Source organism: Gelidibacter salicanalis, assembly GCF_016469035.1.
GTDB classification, from domain to species: domain Bacteria; phylum Bacteroidota; class Bacteroidia; order Flavobacteriales; family Flavobacteriaceae; genus Gelidibacter; species Gelidibacter salicanalis_A.
Genome location: NZ_JAEHJZ010000008.1, coordinates 18,810 through 37,368, shown reverse-complemented (window position 1 = coordinate 37,368; position 18,559 = coordinate 18,810). Strand labels below are relative to the sequence as shown.

Sequence of the window (18,559 nt, the reverse complement as noted above, 5' to 3'; positions counted from 1 at the left end):
TTTAGAACGGAAGATCGTCGTGATCATCTTCGTTTAAATCGTTTGCTGGTTGAAATGCTTCAGCTGGAGCTACAGGAGGCATGCCGCCACCAGAAGCACCTTCTTGTACACCTTCAATACGCCATCCTTGGATAGAGTTAAAATATTTGGTTTCACCTTGTGGATTCACCCATTCTCTTCCTCTCAAATTGATGCTCACTTTTACGTTCTGACCTACTTGGTAGCTGTTTAACAAATCTGTCTTATCTTGTACGAACTCTACCATTATATGCTGAGGATATTGTTCTTCTGTAGTCACTACCACTTCTCTTTTTCTGAACCCGTTACTTCCAAAAGTTTGGGTTTCTCCTACCATTTTGATTTTTCCTTGTACTTCCATTTGACTGTTTTTTATTTCTATTGTAATTACTATTCTCTTATTTTTTATTACGTATTGTTATTATCGAACTTACGACAACAACAATTTCCACGCACTTTCAACATCGCCATAACTCAGATAGCTCTGGGCCATTTTATGTTTTTCTCTATGCGTCATTTCATTAATATTAGCATGATGCTCTCCAACACTTTTTACAAAATCTGCAATAATTTCAGGAGTGGGAAGTACTTCAACATTACCCAACATCCCTAAATCATTACCTGTAAAAATCATGCTATTTTTAATCTCATCTGGCATCGCATCAATTCCTATACCAAGTGTTTGCAATGGTTTTGGAATCTCAAAAAAACCGTTTTTAGCACGGTTGTAATAACTACCACCCGCTCTTGCTACCAAATCTAATTTTTCCTGAATAATCATTTGATTCCCATCCAAAACGTCTTCAGAAATATGAAGCTTTACAACCTCACAAATTACCAAATTACCAGCTCCGCCCTCAGTACCCAATTTAATAATGTCGTTGACCTTGCACTCCATTTGTATAGGCGACTCTGCAACTCTAAATGGTTTTACAAGATCTGATTTTAACATGGTCAAACCAGCCTTGTCAAACTCGTTAACTCCTTTTGCATACTCCGTGCTACTTAATGAAGCTTGGTGCACCAACTCATAATTAACAACGTTAATAACCACCTCTTTAGTAGCTTCCACATTATCCAATGTGTGTTTTACGCTATTATCTCTAACCCGTCTCGCAGGCGAAAAAATGAGTATTGGCGGATTGGCGCTAAATACATTAAAAAAACTAAACGGTGATAAATTCGGATTCCCATCTACATCTACAGTACTTGCGAACGCTATTGGCCGTGGTGCTATAGCACTCAGCAAATAACCATGTAATCTACCAGTAGAGAGGTCTTTAGGATCAAATGTTACCATCTAAAAAATATTATGTGATGCAAATGTAACCATATTGTTAAACCTATAAAAATGATTTTGCGCAAGATTCATACAATAATATCAACATAATTGCATTAGTTAAATAGCGCACTAAAATTATAGCTTCAAAGATTTTCCATTTGCTGATTTCTTTACCTATATTTAAAACTACTAATGTATTGATGTCTTACACTATGAACCGAAATATTTTACGGTGGATTATTATTGTTTCGTCTTTTATCATCATATCATTAATTTTATGGAACACGTATATCTTTTTCCAAAATTTTAAAGCGGAAGAGCGCATTAAAATGCAAAATTGGTCTTTTGCACAATCTGAACTCTTAAAATCTGACACTAACGAAAACGTAGAACTGACCCTAAAGATATTAGAAAGCAACCATACCACACCAATGCTGGCTATTAACAGGGACGGCAGCTTAGGAACCTTCAAAAATATTGATAAAAAGAAAGTAAGTGACACCCTCTCCGTAAAAAACCTCATTGAAGAATTTGAGAGCGAAAACAAACCCATCGATGTGTATTTTGATAAAGAGATTTACTACACTATTTATTACGGAAACTCGCCATTAATCAACAAACTTAAATACTACCCGTTAGCCTTATTATTGATTATTGTTTTGTTTGCTGCCGTGGTTTATTTTTTCTATCGCAGTTCAAAAATTGCTGAACAAAACAAGCTCTGGACCGGAATGGCAAAGGAAACGGCACATCAAATTGGCACACCTTTATCGTCTTTAGTGGGTTGGACTGAAATATTACGATCTGAAGATGTTAATCCGTCCTATCTTTTAGAAATTGAAAAAGACATCACACGCCTACAAACCATTACAGAACGCTTCAGTAAAATAGGATCTGTTCCTACGCTTAAACGCGTAGATATTGTTCAAGAAACTGTCGATTCTTACGAATATTTAAAAGCACGCTCCAGCACCTTGATCAATTTTGAAATTACGGCTCCAGAACACCCTATTTATGTAGCTCTTAATCAGCAATTGTATAGTTGGACCATAGAAAATTTAGTAAAAAATGCCATTGACGCCATGAGAGGAAAAGGCAATTTGAGAGTGTCGGTAATTGAGCACGACAAACACGTTAAAATCACGGTAACAGACGCGGGTAAGGGACTCCCTAAAAATTTGTATTCTAAAATTTTTGAGCCTGGTTTTACGAGTAAAAAACGAGGTTGGGGCTTGGGTCTGTCCTTGGCCAAACGTATTGTTGAAGATTACCACGACGGCAGGATAAAGGTGCTGCATTCAGAAATCAATAAAGGCACAACCATGGAAATTTCATTAAAATTAATTCCGTAAATTTGGCCCATGGAAGAAAAGTTTTTCACGTTGAGGGAGGTCGAATTAAACAACAATTGTCCCGAATGTTATTCTAGAGACGGATTGCAATTGACTTTTAAGCAACGTTTTATTGAAAATTCTTTTTACAAAGCCATTTCCAAAGAAACCGCTCACTCTTTATTTTGCAAGGTGTGCGAAACTACCATCTTTCCTGCACGATGGACCGATGATATTGATAGGGTTTTTGAGTACCAACAACGCGCTTCATCGCCCAAGCCAACGTCGTTCAAATTAAAGACCTTCTCTTGGATTTTAATTCTGGTGCTAACCGCCCTCCTCATAATTACAACGCTTTTCTTTTTAGGAATTTTTGAAGACCAGATTTTATAAACGGTCCGCAATTTGCTTGGCAATAGTCTCAAACGCTTCTTTTTCCAAATGCACTTTACTGGTAAAGCGAGCATCTTCCATAGTATGCAGCGGAATTAAATGCACGTGTACATGAGGCACTTCTAAGCCAATAACGGACATGCCCACACGCTTGCAGGGTACCGCCTTTTTTAGAGCAATGCCTACACGTCGTGAAAACTCCATCAACCCAACATACGTAGGCTCATCCAAATCAAACAATTGATCTACTTCAATTTTGGGGATACAAAGCGTATGCCCTTTCGTATTGGGATTGACGTCTAAAAATGCCAAGAAGTCTTTAGTTTCGGCCACTTTATAACATGGAATTTCACCATTGACTATTTTTGTAAATATAGATGCCATCGTTATTCGTTATTTCTTTATTCGTTATTCAATCCTGCTTATAATCAAGTTAAAAACCACCTCGTCTTCTACCTCTCTTCGGAAGCAGAATCCACTCCTCCTTTACCAGGAGGAGAATTTAAGAGGGTAGTTAAATAATAAAATAATAAAGCAAACAAAATAATGGTCAATGTCACCCTACTGTACTATTCAACTTTTGGTATTTATGAATCGGGATTCGGGATTCGATATTCGAGATTTCTCTCTCTGAACTTCTCTATTCTCTATTCTCTATTCTCTATTCAATCCTACTCATAATCAAGTTAAAAATCACCTCGTCTTCTGCCTCTCTTCGGAGGCAGAATCCACTCCTCCTTTACGAGGAGGTGAATTTAAGAGGGTAGTTAAATTTTAAAATAAAGCAAACAAAATAATGGTCAACCACTGTCTCCCTACTGCACTATTCAACTTTTGGGATTCGTGAATCGGGATTTGTAAATCGGGATTCGTTGTTCGATAATCGAGATTTTCTCTCCTCTCTCCTCTCTCCTCTATTCTCTATTCTCTATTCTCTATTCTCTATTCTCTATTCTCCATAAATATAAAAAGAAAATTCCTGTTAGATGACCTCTTAACAGGAATGTTTATTTATATAGTTTAAGGTCCTTCTGAAGGTATCCCTAAATTTTGTAGCGACCCAAAATCCGGATGCTGCGCTCTATTTATCTCGAAATTTCCAAGACATCAAATTTAATAATGCCGTTAGGCACCTGAATATCTGCCACCTCGCCTACTGATTTACCCAAAAGGCCTTTGCCAATAGGAGAATTTACTGAAATTTTACCTGAAGCCAAATCCGCTTCACCATCAGCCACCAAAGTATAGGTCATTTCCATCCCGTTAGTTTGGTTTCTTATTTTTACTTTAGAAAGCACCAAAGCTTTAGAACTGTCTAATTGCGATTCATCAATTATTCGTGCATTTGATAATCTTTCCTCTAATTTAGATATTTTCATCTCCAACATGCCTTGTGCTTCTTTGGCAGCATCATACTCGGCATTTTCACTTAAATCTCCCTTATCCCTTGCTTCACCAATTGCTTGAGAAGCTTTTGGGCGCTCCACGTCTTTTAAATGACTGAGTTCATCCCTCAATTTCTTTAAACCTTCTGGGGTGTAATAAGATACTTTACTCATAATTCCTCCGTTTTACTGTATATAAAATATGCTGAAACCCCGTTGTGGGAAACAGCATAAAAAAAATCCCGTTGACACGAGACATTAAACAAATATACAAAATATTTACTTCAACTTTGGGATTGTTGTAAATTGCGTCACAATTTTTATCAGATGAAACACTTTTTTTTATTTATAAGCTTGATTTTATTAACCGCCTGCAGCAGCAACACTAGCAATGATAATTGTAAATTTTTGGTCAACGCCCAAGTAAATGCTTCGGTTAATATGAATTTACCACAATACAGTCAATTACAATTTACGAGCAATTCTGTGTATTTGGCCAATCAGGGCAATAAAGGCGTGATTGTTACCAATGTAGGCGGTAATTTCCGTGCTTGGGATGCTGCAGACCCCAATCATGAACAAAGCACCTGCTCCCTACTTACAATTACTGGCGCCAACGCGGTGTGTGGTTGCGATGACGCCAATACTTATAGTTTGTTCACCGGAGGTTCCGTGGGCAAGCAACTACCCTGCGGACTTAAGGAATATCGCGTAAACGTTTCTGGAAACACCCTTATTATTACGAATTAAAACTTTAAAGTGGCTCCAACCAAAAAATTTGTGGTTGCTTGTGGATAATAGCCCGCACCTTCTATAGTTGTTATGTCTCCTGGTACCGAAAAATCATCATCATAGGCATAGTAATACCCGTTGGAAACATACTTTTTATTAAAGATATTGTTCACCAAACCGGATAAGACGATGCTTTTAAAAACGCTTGTCATTGGAATTTCGTAGGTGACATTAAAATCATTGACGAAATAACTTTTCAATTTAGAGCCTTCAGAATCGGTATTGCCCATATATTGATCGCCTACGTATTTGCTCAACAAAGACATCTGTAGATTATCATTTGGTTGAAAAACAAAGGCATTGGCCGCTACAATTTCTGGAGCAAATGAGATGTTTGTTTTACCAAGACTGACCAGTTCTCCATCAATTGAAGTTACGGTTTCCTTGTTCTTATTAGAACTTAGGGTCAAATTAGGTTGGAGTGAAAATTGTTTACTCAACATAATGGCAGCTTCTATTTCCAAACCTAAACGGTAACTATCACCACTATTGGTTCGAATTGGGTTTCCTGATTTATCAATATTTCCAGTCAATACCAATTGCTCATTGTACAACATATAATACGCGTTTATATTAAACCGCAACGCTTTATCTGTATGTCTCCACCCCAATTCAAAGTCGTTAAGTTGTTCTGGTTTTACAATATCATTATTTTCAAAATCGTCTCTGTTTGGCTCTCTATTGGCTCTTGCATAAGAAAAATACAGGTTATTGGCGTTGTTCATTTTATAGGTAATGCCCGCCTTAGGATTGAAGAAAGTGTAGTGTTCATCAATATTAAACGGTAATCTATCTGAATTTAAACCTGTTGTTTTATAATCCACTAAGCGCAGTTGCAAATCGCCATAAATGCTAACAGTATTATTCAATCTATAAGTCGCTTTAGAAAACATACTGAGGTCGTTCTTCTTACCGTTGCCATCATAATAACGATCTCTAATACTGCTATTGCTTGGATACTGAGCCCAGATAATTTCTCCAAAATGGTCGCCATCATAGGTGCTGTAGGACCCTCCAAAGGTCATATTGATAGCGTCATTCTTATAGTTAGCGTTCGCATTCAGGACATAAAAATCATTGTCCAACCAACGGCGTCTGATTAAATCTGTAGATGAGATGGCTTCTCCATCAACGGTTATTGGCTCAAGATCATAATCTTCAAAATCTTGATCGTCCTTATATTGCTCAAAATAGCCACTACCCTTCGTGTAATTCAGGGCGATATTGGTAGACCATTGGTTAGAGAACCGTTCATTCCAATGCAACTGATAATGATCCTGGCGGTAGTTGTCTACTTCATTATCATAAAATTGAGTGACGCCATTTTGATCGGTATACATGCCTGCCGTATTGAAGGTTCGGTCATTTTCTAATAGCTCTAGATCTTCCAAGCCATTCCAAGATTGGTACGTCACCTCTTTGCCACCAAAAGTGATTGCTTTTAGTAAGGTATTGTCATCAACATAAGCGCCTTGCAAGAAATACGATTTTAAATCAGAAGACGCACGATCAATATAACCGTCAGATTTTATATTGGACAGTCGTCCTGCAATTTCAAAATGATCATTTAATCTGCCCGTGCTGAATTTTACGGTATGTTTTCTGGTGTTAAAACTTCCAAAACTATTAGAGATTTCTCCATTTGCTTGGTCAGAAACAGCATCGGTAAGCACATTGATACTGGCACCAAAGGCACCTGAACCGTTAGAAGAGGTTCCCACCCCGCGTTGCAATTGCAGACTTTCTACAGATGATGCGAAATCATTTAGATTGACCCAGAATGTCCCGAGAGATTCGGCATCATTATAGGGAATCCCGTTGATGGTAACGTTGGTTGATTGCGCATTGATACCTCGCACCCTGATGTAGGTGTACCCGACGCCAGCTCCGGCATCAGTGGTAGCTACCACAGATGGTAAGTAGCCCAAGAGCACAGGAATATCCTGTCCTAAATTACGTTTGGCAAGCTCTACTTTGGAGATGTTGGAATGGGTAATTGGCGAAGTGGCTTCCACACGCACCGCTTTAACGAGAACTTCATCTAGTTTTTCAACAACGGTGGAATCTTGCCGTTTTTCTTGTGCATGTCCTGAAATACCAAGAGCCAATACACATACAATTTGAAATTTTTGCCTGAATAGGACTTTTCGGAAATTGAATAAATTTTTCATACGATTACGTTATAATCGAATAAAAAGAGGTCATTATTCTTGTTAGTAAATGTTTCTTTTAATTTTATTAAATGCTTCCGGAAATCGAAAACTACTCCATAAAACTAATCGGCGATTATCGCCCCTGCCTGATGTTAGGCAGGTTCCCTAAACAGCATTACCTGTTCTAGGTTCATTGGGTATGATCTCAGCCGTTTATAGGCACCCCTTTTGTGAGAACGCTGCAAAGATAGAAATGAAATAACAATTAAAAATTAAAATTGAAGAATTTTTTTTGTATATCCACTTTTTGTCATACTAGCAAAAAAAAACTGCCAACATCTCCATAATCAGCGGAAGAAAAATAAGCGTATGGGAAAATCATCCCGCAGATCTCACAGATTTACGCGGACAAAAACAAATATTTGTTTTTTTTATATATTTGAATGAAGCCCTCTTAACTTTATCAGCACCGCGCACAATAATTTAACAAACCTTATTCAATTTCGGGCGGTTTTCTATTGGTCTTTTTATCGGAAACTTTGCGTTTTGTTTTCAATCGTTTTTTAACAGCTGCTCTCGGAGTTCTGGTAGGAATCCGTTTTTTAGGGACAATTAATCCTTCTTTGAGCAACTCAAAAAAACGCTGGATGATAAGCTCTTTATTGGTATGCTGACTTCTGCTTTCTTCGCACTGCAACAACAGCACATTCTCTTTTGTAAGACGGTTAGCAATGGTTCTGGTTAACAAGGTTTTCTCATCTTCTGTTAACCCTGAAGAGTTCTCCAAATCAAAACTAAGCTCCACTTTTGAGGCTACCTTATTTACATTTTGACCACCAGCGCCCGAGCTTCTAACGGCTTTAAATTCCAGTTCTGATTGTAGCAGGTCTTTATTCATGTTGTTATGTTATCTGATGCGTAGGCTTCAATAAATCTGTAACTGTTTTTACAGGATTGAACGTCATAAGTGGCACCTCAACAAAAATCGTATTCCAATAGGCCATACTTCCGTTCCATAGTCCAGGAAGCTCCAAGGCTTTCAAATCTTTTCCTGCGTTGGTTTTCATGGTTATAAAAGCAGTTTTAGGGTCTACAAATTTTTGCAAATCAAAAACATCGCCTCTAAAATTCTTGATACCACACACCAAATCTACAGGATTAAAATGGGTGGCGTTTTGAAGTATTTTCTTTTGCGCCTTATTGTCGTTATCAATTTGCGCAGATTCTATTATTTGAAGAGAGATTTGACCACTTTCGCTCTTTACCCAAAACGGGCCACCTCCTGGTTCTCCTTCATTTTTCACCATCCCACAAACACGAATTGGTCGGTTCAATTTATCAAAGAGATATTCTATTTGGTATTTTTTGGAATACTTTTCAAATTCCGTACTGATCATAACGTTTAAATGATTCGCTAAAAACTCAGCAATCTCAATTAAATCTTGTTCAGAAAGTTCACCGTTTTCCAAAATCTTCAAATACTTAAAGACCTGATGCTGCTTCTCCAATAACATTCCAGCCAACATCTTTTTATATTCAGCAACCTCATCTTCATACTTATAAACCACCACGTTGTCTATATTTTTTATAAAAATAACATCGGCATCCAACTGATTCAAGTTCTCCAAAAGTGCGCCGTGACCTGAAGGCCTGAACGTTAATTCGCCATTATCTTCTCTAAATGGTTCGTTCTTTGGAGTGACCGCTATAGTATCTGTAGATTCTTTTTGATAGGAAAAAGAAATTTTAAATGTGGTGTTTGTTTTAGATTCAACAATACTTTTAACTTTCTTAAACTCCTGGTCAAAAATAGTGTCGTGGCGCTCAGAGATGGTAAAATGCAACTTTGCGGTATTATTGGTGGATGCATAAAGTGCCGCCTCAAAGAAATGTTCTATAAAAGCGGTGGCCAGATGGTCTTTATATTTATGAAATGGCAGTAATCCTTTTGGATAGAATCCGTAATTCATTTTATCCTCATCTAACATGGTTTTGACAAATAATAATTTTTGTTTATCACTGGTCATGGAATTATAATTTGGATAAAATCCTTTTAATTGCTCTAATACCCGATGATAAAAAGGAAGTTTTTCTAAGCCTACAAGAAACAACGTCAAATCAGTGTCTTTAGTTCTGTTGATAAAAGAATTGATGGTTTCATTTTCAGGAATATACTCTTCAATAAACCGGAACAATGATTTGAACATGCGCGTTGCTGCCCCAGATGCAGGGACAAATTTTGCTAATGAAATGTTATTTCTCTGATTCTCGAAGAAATTGATATAATGCTTCTGTTCACTTTCAGAACAGCGTATTATCCCATTACCAATAGTTGCCGCGGCAGTAAGATCTGCAAATGGCATACCGGTTTCAAATAACTCCACTTGAGATTGAACCTTAGCCAGGGTCAAGCCTTTACTTTCAATTTGTAAGATATCTTGGTCTGTAAATTTCACGATTTTAGTTTTAAAAGTTCATCAATATGGTCTATGGCTATTTTAAAACGTTCCTCCATAGATCCTTTTAACATTATATAGGTCTTTTTATAGCTTTTTAAAGCACTTTCAAAGGCTTCAAACATCATCTCTCGTTCATTTGGCTTATCTCTCAAATCATCCGCTTCCCAAGGGATATCAATATAAGTCAAAAAATAGAGATCATAGGTGTTTTCTAGGGCATATTTCTCCAAAACAGGATCACAATACCCATTGTAATAGGCTTCAGAATACACTTTGGTTTCTAACAGATCAGTGTCGCATATCAGCAATTTATTTGCCTTAGGCGTCATTTCATTTTCAAGTCGCATCTGCCCTTCAGCAATAGGCATCACATCCTGTTTGGTTAATGTTTTATTACGCAATAATTGTGCTTCGGCATGAATTCGGGAATACTCAGGCACAAAAACCGTATTATAATAGTCTGCCAACTGCTTGGCCAAAGTGCTTTTCCCTGTTGATTCAGGACCAAACAAAACTACTTTTAGGCAATCTGAGGGGTCTTGTCTAAGCTTTTCTTCCATGCTAAATATCCATAAACTGCAATAATCGTAAATCCGAAATACTGTATACTCGTAAATGTAAATCCTTTGTAAAAATAGAGAGGGATTGATATGAGGTCCCCAATAATCCAATAAATCCAGTTTTCAACTTTACGTCGTGCCATGAGCCACATGCCTACAAAAAAGATCGCGGTTGTAAAGGTGTCCACATACGCCACCCAACTTGTCCACTTATCAAAAGTCTTATAAACTATAAAGACAAAACCAAGTGTCGCTATAAAAATGATAAAGCTCATTTTGTTTTCCCAGGCAGTCGTTTTTGAAATTGGAGTAACATGATCTGCATCCACTTTTCTAGTCCATATATACCAACCATAAACGCTCATTATGAAATAATAAGCATTGATCATCATATCTCCAAGAAGTTCCCATTTTAAAAGCAAGTATACAAAAATACTGGTACTGATCATCCCAGTGGGAAATACCAAAATATTGTTTTGTTTGGAATACCACACCGAAAGAAACCCAAATATGACCGCCACTATTTCTAAAACAATATCAATGGTATCATACCCTGAATATTGCCCAAATAGGAAATCAAAAATGAGGCTCATAGTCGTGTCGGTCAGATTTAACGATTTTCATATAAAGCAAGCCCCGTTCAATAAGCGTAAATGCCTCCTTTATTTCTGTTGTCAAGAGCTGCATGACTTCATCATAATCACCATAAACCTGAGTACTTAAAGGATTTTCCAAAACAATAAGTCCTGAATCTCTCAATTTTTTTATAAACTGAATGATGCTTGGCTCATAGTCATCATGTAAAGGCGTTAAGGTCAATTCCACTGATATTTTCATAAGACTCAAATTTAGTACAAAGTTATTTGTTTAATTCTTCAAAAAATGATGCATTCTCTTCAAATGCTGTTCCAATCACTACTAAATCTGCTCCAGCATCATAAGCATTGTCGAGTTGTTTTTTAGAAGTGATGCCTCCACCAATAATTAACGGAATGGTCAATTCTTTTTTTACGGATTGAATAATTTTTGAATTTATGGGTTCTATCGCACTGCTTCCTGCTTCGAGATAGATGCATTTCATCCCTAAAAGTTGAGACGCTATAGCGGTATCTACAATATGCTGAATGTTATTTCGGGGTAAAGGCTGGGTTTGGGTGACGCGTTCTACAGCGGTCTCCTTCCCGTTTTCTATGAGCAAATAGCCTGTGGGAATGATTTCAAGTTGCATCGTTCTCAACACTGAAACGGCTTCAATTTGCTTTCCAATCAAATAGTCAGGATTTCTTCCGGACACTAAGGACAAAAACAGCAAAGCATCTGCATGTGAAGATAATTGTGATACATCTCCAGGAAAAATCACGATGGGTAAGTTTGTCAATCCTTTCAAGCACTGGACTAAATCATCCGTTTTAAAAGCTTCAACAGTGCTTCCACCTATAAAAATATGGGTCGCTCTTGAAGCATTTATTTTGTCCGCAAATGATGGCAATTTTTCAAGTTCCATTTTTTCAGGATCAATTAAAACGGCTAAAAGCTGTTCGCCTTTATTTATGGCACTTAGTATATCTTGATGTATGGCTTTGTTCTTAATCACGACTCAGACAAGTTTTATGCTCTACAATAGCTGATTACGAGCAATTACAGATTTTTAAATTTTTGAATCAATTCTACTCTAATCAACACACATAAGCACAGGTAAACCCATCAAATTCAAGGAAACGGGTTTCATATCTGTATTTTCTATCATTATAATCAATCCACGCAATGGTCTCTTCGTCCTTCACCATAAAAGGAATCACTAAAAAATGCTCCCTGAACAACATGCCCGGTGTGGCAAACAATTTATAAAGCGACTCTTTAATGCACCAGATAATTGTGAGTTTATTGATATAATCTTCAGCAGTGTTTAGTAAATAATCAAACTCATAGCCAATAAACTTATGAGCGATGACACCAATTTTTTGACGTTGTTTTTCGATATCGATACCAACTTCAGTATCGCTTACAATAACTCCTGAAAAAGTAAATGAATGCGTGATAGAAATGTATTTCCCATCTTTTAAATGGGGTTTGCCGTTTTCGTCATAATACAAATCGGCATCTGTATAACCAAATTCTGCTAAAAGGTGTCGCACACTTAAAAAGCCGCGTTGGTGAAGCTCACTTTTCATGCCCAACACACGTGCCATGCTCTCGTCTCTGAGTTTAACGGGCTGCAGGAGTGCCTCATAGCTTTCAGTGATGTTCCAGATTTTAACAGTAGTTTGTGAATTTGGACTAAGGGTTTTATATAAAGGCATTTAAGTTTCTCGAAGTTATTAATTATCTTTGCAGTCGCAAAACGAATAATAGAAACAAATATACAATTATGTAATTCTTTAAACAACCACGCTTGTTCAGAAATATTAGAATTACAGAATTGCGTTTATTGAATCCAAAAAAATATTACAGATGAATACGAAAACAGTGCCTTATGTACCTTATAAAGTCAAAGACATGTCACTTGCGGCTTGGGGAAGAAAAGAAATTGAACTGGCTGAAGCTGAAATGCCGGGGTTGATGAGCCTACGTGAAGAGTATGGCGATTCTCAGCCACTTAAAGGTGCGCGCATTGCAGGATGTTTGCATATGACCATTCAAACGGCTGTGTTGATTGAAACCTTAACAGCTCTTGGAGCAGAAGTAACTTGGAGCTCTTGTAATATTTTCTCTACTCAAGACCAAGCAGCGGCGGCAATGGCTGATGCTGGCATACCCGTATATGCTTGGAAAGGTATGACTGAGGAAGAGTTTAACTGGTGTATTGAGCAAACCTTATTCTTTGGTGAAGACAGACAACCATTAAACATGATTTTAGATGATGGTGGTGATTTAACCAACATGGTGTTTGATAAATATCCTGAGTTGATGGAAGGTATCAATGGACTTTCCGAAGAAACAACTACGGGCGTTCACAGACTTTACGAGCGTATGAAAAACGGTACCTTATCGATGCCTGCAATCAACGTGAATGACTCTGTAACCAAATCTAAATTTGACAACAAATACGGCTGTCGTGAGAGTGCGGTTGATGCTGTACGCCGTGCAACAGATTTAATGTTGGCAGGAAAACGCGTTGTTGTTTGTGGTTATGGTGATGTTGGTAAAGGTACAGCAGCGTCTTTTAAGGGAGCGGGAAGTATTGTAACGGTGACTGAAATAGATCCAATTTGCGCATTGCAAGCAGCTATGGATGGTTTTGAAGTTAAAAAACTTGAAACCGTTGTCGCTAATGCTGATATCGTGATCACAACTACAGGAAACAAAGACATCGTTCAAGGGAAGCACTTTGAAATGATGAAAGACAAAACGGTAGTTTGCAACATTGGTCACTTTGACAATGAAATTGAAATGTTGTGGTTGAACAAAAATTATGGTGACACGAAGGTAGAAATCAAACCACAGGTTGATAAATATACCGTAAACGGAAAAGACATCATCATTTTGGCTGAAGGACGATTGGTGAATTTAGGCTGCGCTACTGGCCATCCAAGTTTTGTAATGAGTAACTCGTTTACTAACCAGACTTTGGCTCAATTAGAACTGTGGACCAACAGAGATGCTTACGAAAACAAAGTCTATATGTTGCCAAAGCATTTGGATGAAAAAGTAGCCAAATTGCACTTAGAAAAAATTGGTGTAGAATTGACTGAGTTGCGTGATGAGCAAGCTGAATATATTGGTGTTGCTGTAGACGGTCCTTACAAACCAGAATACTATCGTTACTAAAATCCAAATAAATAAATTCAAAATCCCAAGCAGTTAATGTTTGGGATTTTTTGTTTTTCATTATTCTTAATTCTTGCCATTGTCACTTCGAGTGATTTTCAAGAACGGTAGTGATTGGAAATAGTATCGAGAAGCGTATTGAAACCTAAAATTTAACAACGTAAGGTTCTCGATACATCCAGAAAGTTTAAATTATTATCGATTCTTAAAATACTCGTGGGAGCTTTCAGGACACTCGAACTGACAACCGACACACATTGTCACTTCGAGTGATTTTCAAGCACGATAGTGATTGGAAATAGTATCGAGAAGCGCACTAAAATTTAAAATTTAAAAACGTAAGGTTCTCGATACATCCCGAAAGCTTAATGTAATTAACAATTCTCAAAACATTCTTGGAGCTTTTGGGACACTCGGTTCTCGATACATCCCGAAAGCTTAATGTAATTAACAATTCTCAAAACATTCCCGAAGCTTTTCGGGACACTCGAACTGACAACCGATACACACATTTGTCACTTCGAGTGATTTTCAAGCACGACAGTGATTGAAAATAGTATCGAGAAGCGTATATTTATACATGAAATTTAATAGCGTAAAGTTCTCGATACATCCTGAAAGCTTAATGTAATTAACAATTCTCAAAACATTCCCGAAACCTATTGGGACACTCGGTTCTCGATACATCCCGAAAGCTTAATGTAATTAACAATTCTCAAAACATTCCCGAAGCTTTTCGGGACACTCGAACTGACAACCGATACACATTGTCACTTCGAGTGATTTGCAAGCACGATAGTGATTGGAAATAGTATCGAGAAGCGTATCTTTAAACATGAAATCATACTACGTCTATATTCTAGAATGCTCGGATGAAACCTATTATACTGGGTTTACATCAAACCTTGAACAACGGTTTGTGGAACATCAATCTGGCAAATATAGAGAAAGCTATACACATAATAGACGACCTTTAATCCTTGTGTTCTACCAAGAGTTTGTGGATCCAAATCAAGCTATCATGATTGAAAAACAGATCAAAAAATGGTCAAAAGCAAAAAAAGAAGCCTTGATCAATAATGAATTTGAGAAGTTACCTAATCGGGCAAAGAAGAAGTTCAAGTAAACTCATGCTATTTAAGAGGTTTGGTAAAACGGATTAATGATAAGCTAGAAAGGTTCTCGATACATCCCGAAAGCTTAAAATAAATTTATTGATTTTTAAAACACCCCAGAAGCTTCCGGGACACTCGAACTGACAAACGTTACACACTGTCACTTCGAGTGATTTGCAAGCCCGGCAGGGATTGGAAATAGTATCGAGAAGCGTACTAAAACTTAAAATTTAATAACCTAAGGTTCTCGATACATCCTGAAAGCTTTAACATAATCTTCGTTTATCAAATCATTCCCGAAGCTTTCAGGACACTCGGTTCTCGATACATCCCGAAAGCTTAAATTATTATCGATTCTTAAAATACTCGTGGGAGCTTTCCGGACACTCGAACTGTCAAACTTTATATATTATAGTTATTGAGAAGCGTACTAAATTTTCAATTCATTCAAATAATTCATAACTTACATTATGTTATGCCCTACGATGAACCCAAAATAATCGTCCCAAGATTCAATGAAGAATCTGGTTTTTATACCACCAAAAAACGCTCAAAAATCATGAGTCGTATCCGTGGGAAGAACACCAAACCTGAACTTTTATTTAGGAGAGCGTTATGGTCAAAAAACATTCGCTATCGTATAGACAGTAAAAAATTACCTGGAAAACCTGATATCTCCATAAAAAAATATAACCTCGCTATTTTTATTGATGGTGAGTTTTGGCACGGCTACAATTGGGATGAGCGAAAAGACAGCATCAAAAGCAATAGAAAATTTTGGATTCCCAAAATTGAACGCAATATGCAACGTGACCGACAAGTCAATCAAGAACTTTTTGAAATGGGCTATACCGTGTTTCGGTTTTGGTCAAAGGAAATCTCAACCGATTTGGACAAATGTCTTAATGACATTCTTGTATTTATAGCCACAGGTAAAAACACCTAACGGGTTTTTTATATAAAAAAAAGCCCTTTCAACATAGTAAAAAGGCTTATTCTATATAAAAACACAAATTATTTGCTCTTCTTGGCTTTTTTAATTTTGATAGCCTTTTGATTGGTCTTTGGATGCACCAAAGTCATTTCGTCAATGAGGTGTATCGCACCAGCATATTTATCAACGATAAATAACACATAGCGTAAATCGACCATGATGTTTCTACAAATTTCCGGGTCGTAATAAATATCACTCATGGTACCTTCCCAAACACGGTCAAAATTCAAACCGACCAAATTTCCATGGGCATCAATGGCAGGACTCCCCGAGTTTCCTCCTGTGGTGTGGTTTGTGCCGATAAAATTCACCGGTACTTTCCCTGAAGCATCTGCGTACTGACCGAAATCTTTATCTGCATATAATTGCTGTAATTTTTCAGGTACGTCAAATTCATAATCGCCAGGCACATATTTCTCCATAACCCCATCCAAATAGGTCACTGGCTCATAATATACGGCATCTCTAGGCTCGTAGCCTTTAACCTTACCATAAGTAACACGCAAAGTTCCGTTAGCATCTGGGAAATAACGTTGCTCTGGCAATACTTCCATTAAAGCCGTCATATATTGTTGCTCAAGCGCATTTATCTGCGGATTAAGCTCTTGGAATTGTGGCTCTATAACCGTATAAAATTCAATGATAAAAGGTTTCAAATATTGATACGCCGCATCATTATTTAATTTTTCCAAAACTTCCGTAGAATTGCCTTCTAACACTTTCAACGCACTTTCCAAATTGGTAAACGCCGTTTTATCATATATAGTGGCATCAACAGTATCTGTATATAATGGCATGACCGCTTCAAAAACCCCTCTATCTACTGTAGCATTATAATCTTTGTAAATGCCTTTCAATCGTCCAACATTCGCATCTCTTTGTTTTTCAAACGTCTCTTCTCCATTAGCCGCCGCACCTTCAAGTTGTGCAAGATTAAACAGCACAGGTGTAAGCTCATTGGTTCTTAAAAAGACTTCAATAAAACTACGACGTTTTACATTTACCGCTTCAATCTCGTTATATAGACGCTCAAGTTCCGGCAAAACCATTCCGTATTTATCTTCGAGACCTTTCGCTTTCAATTGTTTTGTAAACTCAGCTTCCTGTGCTTCTTTAATGGCGATGGCACCACTCTTTTCAATTCCTAAATTTTCACCAATCCATTTTTTCCAAGCATTCGCAATACGCGCTTGTTTGGAAGCATATTGAATTCTAATTTGATCATCCGCTTTCATGTTGGCATCAATCACCTTTAAAGCAGCTTCTCTGATGGCAATAGTTTTAGGGTTAATTTTTTCTACAATTTGCGCTACGGCAACGGCGGGTAAATATTCGTCCGTCGTTCCTGGAAATCCGAAAACCATGGTAAAATCATCTTCGCTAATACCGTCTAAAGATACTGGCAAAAAGTGTTTTGGAGTAAACGGCACATTATCCTTTGAATACTTTGCAGGACGGTTATTCCTATCGGCGTAAATTCTAAACATTGAGAAATCGCCGGTATGACGTGGCCACACCCAATTATCAGTATCACTACCAAATTTACCAATACTAGAAGGTGGCGTTCCTACCAACCTGACATCTTCATAGCGTTCAGTGACGAAAAGAAAATATTGATTGCCTTTATAAAATGCTTTTATTTTAGTGTCTTGCCAATCTTCTTTCTTAGCTGCTTTTTCAATTGCAGTGCTATTGCTTCCTCTTTTAGATTGCTGCTCCCTGTCTGTCATCTCAGCAGTAACACCTTCTAAAACCTGATTTGTAACATCTTCTATTCTGACGATAAACTCTACGTATAAACCTTCATTTGGTAATTCTTCACTAAGTGTTTTGGCCCAAAATCCATTTTTTAAATAATCGTTTTCTAAAGATGAATGGGATTGGATTTGACTAAATCCACAGTGATGATTGGTTAAAATCAAACCTTTTGGTGAAATCACCTCACTTGTACACCCCCCATTAAAATGTCCAATGGCATCTTTTAAACTTGAGTTATTGACATCATAAATGTCTTTTGCAGACAATTTGCTGCCAAGGCTTTGCATTTCGCTTTCATTCATTCCCTGAAGTAAGGACGGAATCCACATGCCACCCTGTTGGGCAGAAACCTGAAGGGTAACAAAAAGGACTAAAATTTTAATAAGTTTCATATCTCACAATGGTTTTTAAAAGATGTCAAATATAAGCAAGCCGTCACTAAAATTAAACTATTTACCAACGAATTGCAGCTTTAACCAATAGCTATCTAGCAAGGGACCATCTGCAACATTGCAAATTATTTTGTTTATATTATCTCCAAATTTCAAAAC

Annotated in this window: 19 protein-coding genes; 6 read left to right on the top strand and 13 right to left on the bottom strand. The window is 37.3% G+C overall.

Annotation, left to right across the window (positions count from 1 at the left end):
* Position 1: 1 nt before the first annotated feature.
* Both JEM65_RS05310 and JEM65_RS05305 read right to left on the bottom strand, forming a co-directional pair.
* Positions 2-379 carry a DUF3127 domain-containing protein gene (locus JEM65_RS05310; RefSeq protein ID WP_199597852.1) on the bottom strand — a complete coding sequence of 126 codons (378 nt, stop codon included), beginning with the start codon at positions 377-379 and terminating at the stop codon, positions 2-4.
* Positions 380-448: 69 nt separating this feature from the next.
* Positions 449-1,318 (bottom strand): flavin reductase family protein, encoded by an 870-nt coding sequence (locus JEM65_RS05305; protein WP_199597850.1) that lies wholly within the window; start codon positions 1,316-1,318, stop codon positions 449-451.
* A 182-nt stretch (positions 1,319-1,500) separates the two neighbouring features.
* Between JEM65_RS05305 and JEM65_RS05300 the strand changes: the two genes are divergently transcribed.
* Positions 1,501-2,652 (top strand): sensor histidine kinase, encoded by a 1,152-nt coding sequence (locus tag JEM65_RS05300; protein ID WP_199597848.1) that lies wholly within the window; start codon positions 1,501-1,503, stop codon positions 2,650-2,652.
* A 9-nt stretch (positions 2,653-2,661) separates the two neighbouring features.
* Positions 2,662-3,024, top strand: coding sequence for a hypothetical protein (locus tag JEM65_RS05295; RefSeq protein WP_199597846.1), 363 nt, complete (start codon positions 2,662-2,664; stop codon positions 3,022-3,024).
* Here JEM65_RS05295 and JEM65_RS05290 read toward each other — a convergent pair.
* Positions 3,019-3,408 carry an HIT family protein gene (locus JEM65_RS05290; RefSeq protein WP_199597844.1) on the bottom strand — a complete coding sequence of 130 codons (390 nt, stop codon included), beginning with the start codon at positions 3,406-3,408 and terminating at the stop codon, positions 3,019-3,021. The genes JEM65_RS05295 and JEM65_RS05290 overlap by 6 nt on opposite strands.
* Before the next feature lie 701 nt (positions 3,409-4,109).
* Positions 4,110-4,583 carry a transcription elongation factor GreA gene (greA, locus tag JEM65_RS05285; RefSeq protein WP_199597843.1) on the bottom strand — a complete coding sequence of 158 codons (474 nt, stop codon included), beginning with the start codon at positions 4,581-4,583 and terminating at the stop codon, positions 4,110-4,112.
* Between the two features lie 153 nt (positions 4,584-4,736).
* On the opposite strand from greA, the gene JEM65_RS05280 reads away from it, so the two are divergent.
* Positions 4,737-5,159: a Rieske (2Fe-2S) protein gene (locus JEM65_RS05280; protein ID WP_199597841.1), complete on the top strand. Its 423-nt coding sequence runs from the start codon at positions 4,737-4,739 to the stop codon at positions 5,157-5,159.
* On the opposite strand, the gene JEM65_RS05275 is transcribed toward JEM65_RS05280, so the two are convergent.
* From JEM65_RS05275 to JEM65_RS05240, 8 genes are all read right to left on the bottom strand, one after another.
* Positions 5,156-7,372 (bottom strand): TonB-dependent receptor, encoded by a 2,217-nt coding sequence (locus tag JEM65_RS05275; protein WP_199597839.1) that lies wholly within the window; start codon positions 7,370-7,372, stop codon positions 5,156-5,158. The two genes, JEM65_RS05280 and JEM65_RS05275, sit on opposite strands and share 4 nt — an antisense overlap.
* A gap of 475 nt (positions 7,373-7,847) precedes the next feature.
* The gene (gene arfB, locus JEM65_RS05270) at positions 7,848-8,252 is read right to left on the bottom strand and encodes an alternative ribosome rescue aminoacyl-tRNA hydrolase ArfB (protein WP_199597837.1); all 405 of its coding nucleotides are present in this window, start codon (positions 8,250-8,252) and stop codon (positions 7,848-7,850) included.
* Between the two features lie 4 nt (positions 8,253-8,256).
* On the bottom strand, positions 8,257-9,810 hold the full coding sequence (locus JEM65_RS05265; protein ID WP_199597835.1) for a DUF4301 family protein: 1,554 nt from the start codon (positions 9,808-9,810) through the stop codon (positions 8,257-8,259).
* Positions 9,807-10,373, bottom strand: coding sequence for an AAA family ATPase (locus tag JEM65_RS05260; RefSeq protein ID WP_199597833.1), 567 nt, complete (start codon positions 10,371-10,373; stop codon positions 9,807-9,809). The genes JEM65_RS05265 and JEM65_RS05260 overlap by 4 nt, the downstream gene beginning before the upstream one ends.
* Positions 10,334-10,966 (bottom strand): nicotinamide riboside transporter PnuC, encoded by a 633-nt coding sequence (pnuC, locus tag JEM65_RS05255; RefSeq protein WP_199597831.1) that lies wholly within the window; start codon positions 10,964-10,966, stop codon positions 10,334-10,336. The genes JEM65_RS05260 and pnuC overlap by 40 nt, the downstream gene beginning before the upstream one ends.
* Entirely contained in the window at positions 10,950-11,210 is a 261-nt protein-coding gene (locus JEM65_RS05250) for a thiamine-binding protein (RefSeq protein WP_199597829.1), read from the bottom strand. The genes pnuC and JEM65_RS05250 overlap by 17 nt, the downstream gene beginning before the upstream one ends.
* A 22-nt stretch (positions 11,211-11,232) precedes the next feature.
* Positions 11,233-11,967: a geranylgeranylglyceryl/heptaprenylglyceryl phosphate synthase gene (locus JEM65_RS05245; protein WP_199597819.1), complete on the bottom strand. Its 735-nt coding sequence runs from the start codon at positions 11,965-11,967 to the stop codon at positions 11,233-11,235.
* Between the two features lie 82 nt (positions 11,968-12,049).
* Positions 12,050-12,673, bottom strand: a complete 624-nt coding sequence (locus tag JEM65_RS05240; RefSeq protein ID WP_199597817.1) for a 4'-phosphopantetheinyl transferase family protein — start codon at positions 12,671-12,673, stop codon at positions 12,050-12,052.
* Between the two features lie 151 nt (positions 12,674-12,824).
* Between JEM65_RS05240 and ahcY the strand changes: the two genes are divergently transcribed.
* The 3 genes from ahcY to JEM65_RS05225 all read left to right on the top strand — a co-directional run bounded on the left by ahcY (position 12,825) and on the right by JEM65_RS05225 (position 16,202).
* Positions 12,825-14,141, top strand: coding sequence for an adenosylhomocysteinase (gene ahcY, locus JEM65_RS05235; RefSeq protein ID WP_199597809.1), 1,317 nt, complete (start codon positions 12,825-12,827; stop codon positions 14,139-14,141).
* A gap of 835 nt (positions 14,142-14,976) precedes the next feature.
* A complete protein-coding gene (locus tag JEM65_RS05230; RefSeq protein ID WP_199597807.1) occupies positions 14,977-15,267 on the top strand; it encodes a GIY-YIG nuclease family protein in 291 nt (96 codons plus the stop codon).
* 464 nt (positions 15,268-15,731) lie between these two features.
* Positions 15,732-16,202 carry a very short patch repair endonuclease gene (locus JEM65_RS05225; RefSeq protein ID WP_199597805.1) on the top strand — a complete coding sequence of 157 codons (471 nt, stop codon included), beginning with the start codon at positions 15,732-15,734 and terminating at the stop codon, positions 16,200-16,202.
* A gap of 68 nt (positions 16,203-16,270) precedes the next feature.
* On the opposite strand, the gene JEM65_RS05220 is transcribed toward JEM65_RS05225, so the two are convergent.
* Positions 16,271-18,400 carry a S46 family peptidase gene (locus JEM65_RS05220; protein ID WP_199597803.1) on the bottom strand — a complete coding sequence of 710 codons (2,130 nt, stop codon included), beginning with the start codon at positions 18,398-18,400 and terminating at the stop codon, positions 16,271-16,273.
* Positions 18,401-18,559 lie beyond the last annotated feature (159 nt).